Source organism: Streptomyces sp. NPDC059524, assembly GCF_042749255.1.
GTDB classification, from domain to species: Bacteria; Actinomycetota; Actinomycetes; order Streptomycetales; family Streptomycetaceae; genus Streptomyces; species Streptomyces xanthii.
The window spans coordinates 1-4,628 of sequence record NZ_JBHYTK010000277.1; the positions used below are offsets into that span (position 1 = coordinate 1).

6 protein-coding genes are annotated in these 4,628 nt (G+C 72.8%); 3 read left to right on the plus strand and 3 right to left on the minus strand.

Annotated features, from left to right (window positions below):
* Positions 1–147 precede the first annotated feature (147 nt).
* A complete protein-coding gene (locus tag ACFW9D_RS37880; RefSeq protein WP_188337643.1) occupies positions 148–1,068 on the minus strand; it encodes a MurR/RpiR family transcriptional regulator in 921 nt (306 codons plus the stop codon).
* A 68-nt stretch (positions 1,069–1,136) separates the two neighbouring features.
* On the opposite strand from ACFW9D_RS37880, the gene ACFW9D_RS37885 reads away from it, so the two are divergent.
* A complete protein-coding gene (locus ACFW9D_RS37885) occupies positions 1,137–1,520 on the plus strand; it encodes a hypothetical protein (protein ID WP_188337642.1) in 384 nt (127 codons plus the stop codon).
* The gene (locus tag ACFW9D_RS37890) at positions 1,517–1,783 is read left to right on the plus strand and encodes a DUF4031 domain-containing protein (protein ID WP_188337641.1); all 267 of its coding nucleotides are present in this window, start codon (positions 1,517–1,519) and stop codon (positions 1,781–1,783) included. Before ACFW9D_RS37885 ends, ACFW9D_RS37890 begins: the two co-directional genes overlap by 4 nt.
* Before the next feature lie 31 nt (positions 1,784–1,814).
* On the opposite strand, the gene ACFW9D_RS37895 is transcribed toward ACFW9D_RS37890, so the two are convergent.
* Together ACFW9D_RS37895 and ACFW9D_RS37900 are read right to left on the minus strand one after the other, a co-directional pair.
* Positions 1,815–2,318 carry a GNAT family N-acetyltransferase gene (locus tag ACFW9D_RS37895; protein WP_384629984.1) on the minus strand — a complete coding sequence of 168 codons (504 nt, stop codon included), beginning with the start codon at positions 2,316–2,318 and terminating at the stop codon, positions 1,815–1,817.
* Between the two features lie 50 nt (positions 2,319–2,368).
* Positions 2,369–3,025, minus strand: a complete 657-nt coding sequence (locus tag ACFW9D_RS37900; protein WP_384629986.1) for a hypothetical protein — start codon at positions 3,023–3,025, stop codon at positions 2,369–2,371.
* 122 nt (positions 3,026–3,147) lie between these two features.
* Here ACFW9D_RS37900 and ACFW9D_RS37905 point away from each other — a divergent pair, with 122 nt between their 5' ends.
* Positions 3,148–4,575, plus strand: coding sequence for an MFS transporter (locus ACFW9D_RS37905; RefSeq protein ID WP_384629988.1), 1,428 nt, complete (start codon positions 3,148–3,150; stop codon positions 4,573–4,575).
* Positions 4,576–4,628 lie beyond the last annotated feature (53 nt).

Sequence of the window (4,628 nt, forward strand, 5' to 3'; positions counted from 1 at the left end):
GATGCGCACTTCGTGCGCGATCTCCATAGGGGCGGTACCGCATCGGGGAAATGCGGCGCGAAGCGCCTGCATTTCAGGGGCGCGGGGAACTGCGCGACCGGCCCCCACCGGGCCGCACCCGAGAACGAGACCGGTGGGCCCGGGCTCTCATGACCGGCCTCGCGGCGCGTGGCGGTGGGCCAGCGCCTCGTAGGACGCCGACAGAGCCGGCGCAGCCGTCTCGTACGTGCGCTGCGCGACGCCCACGAACAGGCAGTCCACGACGAGCAACTGGCTGGTCCGGGAGGACATCGCGGCGGGCCGCAGCTCGCTCTCGCGCGCTATGGAGGTCGTCAGGACGTGGTCGGCGTACTGCGAGACGGGCCCGTCGGGGCGCCCGGTGATGGCGATGGTCGTGGCCCCGTGCTCGAAGGCGACCCGCAGCGGCTCGATGACGTCACCGGTCGCGCCGGAGTGCGTGATGGACACGGCCACGTCGCCGGAGCGGAGCGTCACCGCGTTGGTGATCGCGAGGTGCGGATCGCTGTGCGCGTGGGCGATGTGCCCGATGCGCAGCAGCTTCTGGGCGAGGTCCTGGGCGACGAGGCCGGAGGCGCCGACCCCGTACACGTCGACACGGCGGGCGCCGGCCAGCGCGTGCACGGCGGCGCCGAGCTGCCCGGTGTCGAGTCCGGCGGCGGTGTCGGCGAGGGTCTGCTGCTCGTCGTAGGCGAGCTTGGCGACGACGTCGGCGATCGGGTCGTCGACGGCGATGTCGGCGGTGACGGCGGGGGCCCGGCCGGACTGCTGCTGGGCGGCGAGTCCGGCGAGGGCGAGGCGCAGGTCGCGGTAGCCCGGGTAGCCGAGGAGGCGGGCGGTGCGGACGACCGTCGCCTCGCTCGTGCCGGTGAGCTCGGCGAGGCCGGTGACGGTGAGGGCCGCGCAGCCGGCCGGGTCTCCGGCGACGGCCTCGGCGACCCGCTGCATGGACCGGGTCATCGACGGCGCCAGGGTGCGCACCTTGGCCGCGAGGGCCGCGGGCGCCGGCGGCGCGTCGTTGGCGAAACTTTCCTTCACGTCATTGCTCACGTTTTGAAAGATATTTTCGGAACGCTTCGCGGTCAAGGGCCCTTCGGCCCGGGCGCACAATTGAGGGCATGGACACCATCAGCCCCTTGGAGCAGGCCCTGCACGCGGCCCGCGCGCTCGTGCTCGCCGACCTCAAGGCGATCGGCGTCGCCGACGCCGACGTGGTCTCGCTGGTCGAGGACGCGATCACCTCGCGCCGCTGGTGGGTCGAGCAGTGGCCGGAGGGTGTCGCCTACGTCTCGGGTCTGGTCGCGCAGGACGTGAAGGACGGGCTGCTGGAGCGGTACGGGCGCTGGCCGCTGTGCATGGTCTGCGGTCCCGGCTCGGGCAGCGAGGGCCCGCACGCGCTCGACATCGAGCCGGAGCTCGGCGAGGACCCGCACTGGGTGTGCGCGGAGGCCGGGGTCGTCGTGGCCCGCCTCGGGGCGCTCGGCACGGTGGCCGGCGGATGACGGTCTACATAGATCCGCCGAACTGGCCGGGCCACGGCCGGATGTGGTCGCACCTGGTCAGTGACGTGTCGTACGACGAACTGCACCGGTTCGCCGAGGGGATCGGGGCTCCGCCGCGGGCCTTCGAGCGCGACCACTACGACATCCCGTCGCACCGGTACGAGGACGCGGTGCGCGCGGGCGCCGTCGAGATCGGCTCCAAGGAGCTGGTGCGCCGGCTCACGGACGCGGGCCTGCGCCGCCCGAAGGGCCGCCCGGCCTAGGGCGTGTGCCGCCCAGGCCCTGAGCCGTTCTTCAGGCGCGGTGCCGGACGAAGCGGAACTCTTCGCGGTCCGGGGCGGACTCGGTGCGGGTGAACCCGACGCGTTCCAGGACCCGTTGGGACGCCGTGTTGTCCGGATCCGTGTGGGCGACGACCGTGCGCATGCCGCCGTGGCCGAGCGCCCAGAAGGTCAGTACCTCGACCGCCTCGGTCGCGTAGCCCTGCCCGCGGGCGTCGGCGACCAGGTCGTAGCCGATCTCCACAAGGCCGTCGTCGGGCGCGCTGTGGAAGCCGATGCCGCCGATCGCGCACTGGTCGGAGGCGCGCACCATCACGTACGTGCCCCAGCCCCGCACGTACGTGCCCTGCTCCCAGGCGCGCACCGTGATGCCCGAGCCGCCGCGGGTGCCGTCGCCGGGCCCGCCGCCCAGCCAGCGGAAACCTCCGTCACCGTCACCGGAGTTGAGGTCGGTCGCGGCCTCGCGGGAGATCTCGTGCAGGGTGAGCCGGCGGGAGTTGATGCGGTGCGGTTCCATGCGGTGAGCATGCGCGGGGCGGTGCGGGCGGGCAAGCGATTTGTGGGCGCTCAGGGGGTGAGCAGCGCCAGTTCGGTACCGAGGTTCTCGCGGGCCGGCGCCTCCCAGGCCGCCTTGCCGTGCGGGGTGCGGAACAGCCGGGGCAGGTCCAGGAGCTGGCGCAGCACGGCGGCGCGGCCCGCGCGGAACGCCTCGTCGGGCACGAAGCCGTACTCCTCGCGCACGGCCCGGGTGTACGCCGCGTAGGCCTCCGGCGGGGCAGCCAGGATCGCGAGGTCCGCGTCGCACAGGGCCTCGCCGTTGGTGTCGCCGTCGGCGGGGTCGTGGGTGACGGTGAGGCGGACCAGGCGCGCCACCTCATCGACCTGAGTCTGCGTCAGGCCGACTTCCGCCAGGGCCCGTTCGGCGAGCGCGGCCGAACGCTCCTCGTTCTCCGAGCGGTCCGGGCGGTACACGGCGTCGTGGAACCAGGCGGCGAGCCGGACGAGTTCGGGGTCCGCCGCGTGGGCCTCCAGTACGTCGATGTGGTCGAGGACCGCCTTGAGGTGGTCGGTGGTGTGGTACCGGCGCTGCGGCTCCGACCAGCGCTCCAGCAGGGCGCGTCCGTAGCGGTCCGGGTCGATGACGCAGTCGTCCGTGTCGAGTGCCGCCAGGAGGGCCCGTCGCCACCGCGGGATCAGGTCGTGCTTCACCTCGTCGTCCGTCATGAGGCGACCTTAAACCCTGGCTCTTGTGTACCCCCAGGGGGTATGTTACGTTCCTCGGCGTCAGATACCCCAGGGGGGTATCAATGGACGGCAGGTCCGGGAAGGTCTGGGAGGGAACAGTCATGGAAGGCGTCAATCCACGGCGCTGGTGGGCGCTGCTCGTGCTCGCCACCGCGCAGTTCATGGTCATCATGGACACCTCGATCATCGGGGTCGCGCTCCCCGAGATGCAGAAGGACCTCGGGTTCTCGCAGGGCGACCTGCAGTGGGTCTTCAACGCGTACGTCATCGCCTTCGGCGGACTGCTGCTCCTGGGCGGCCGGCTGTCCGACCTGCTCGGCGCCCGCAAGGTGTTTGTCGCCGGCTGGAGCGTCCTGATCGCCGGATCCGTCGTCGCCGCGGCCGCGCAGACCGCGTGGGTCGAGATCGCCGGGCGGGCGGTGCAGGGGGTCGGCGGCGCGCTCATCGCGCCCGCCTCCATGACGCTCCTGATGATGCTGTTCGGGCACAACCCGAAGGAACTCGGCAAGGCCATGGCCCTTTACGGGGCCGCGGCACCGGCCGGCGGCACCGCGGGCGTCTTCCTCGGTGGCGTCTTCACCGAGTGGCTGAGCTGGCCCTGGGTCTTCGTCATCTACGTGCCGATCGGTCTCGCGACCCTCGCCGCGACCGGTCTGCTGCCGGCGGTCGCTCCGCGCCGCGGCGCGGTGGACGTGCTCGGGGCCGTGTTCGTCACGGCGGGTCTCGCGCTGGCCGTCTACGCGGTCGTCCGGGCGCCCGAGGCCGGCTGGGGCTCCACCGGCACGGTGCTCCAACTCGTCGGCGCGGCCGTGCTGCTGGGTCTGTTCTTCGTCGTCCAGCGGGTCGTGAAGGCGCCGCTGATGCCGCTGAGCGTGTGGCGGATCCCGCGCCTCGGGTCCTCGAACCTGGCGATGGCGCTGCTCGGCGCGGCCTGGATCCCGATGTGGTACTTCCTCAACCTCTACCTCCAGCAGGTGCTCGGCTACGGGGCGTTCGCGTCCGGCGCGGCGCTGCTGCCCATGACCGGGCTGCTGATGGTGTTCATGACGGCGGTGACGGCGCGGCTGCTCGGACGGTTCGGGGCCAAGCCGTTGATCGGGGGCGGGCTGCTCGTGCTGGCCGCCGGGCTGTTCTGGCTGTCGGCGGTCGGGCCGACGGGGTCGTTCCTGGTGGACGTGCTGCCGGCCTCGCTGGTCGCGGCGCTCGGCATGTCCCTCGCGTACATCCCCGCGATGATGGCGGCCATGTCCGGCGCCCCGCAGGAGCAGGCCGGGCTCGCGTCCGGCATCGTCAACACGACGTACCAGGTGGGTTCGGCGCTGGGCCTCGCCGCGCTGACCGCACTCGCCACGTCGCAGGGCGCGGGCCGGCTGGGTGACCTTCCGGCGCTCACGGACGGGTTCAGCGCGGCGTTCGTCGGAGCGGGGGCCATCGCCGGGCTCGCGGGACTGGTGACCCTGCTGGTGATGCGTGGGGAGCCGGGTGCTGCCGCGGGGGTTCCGGTGGCGGCGGAGAAGGCCGGCGTTTGAGCGCGGCCGGTTCCATCGACGGCGCGAGGCCCAGGGCAGAACCTGCCCTGGGC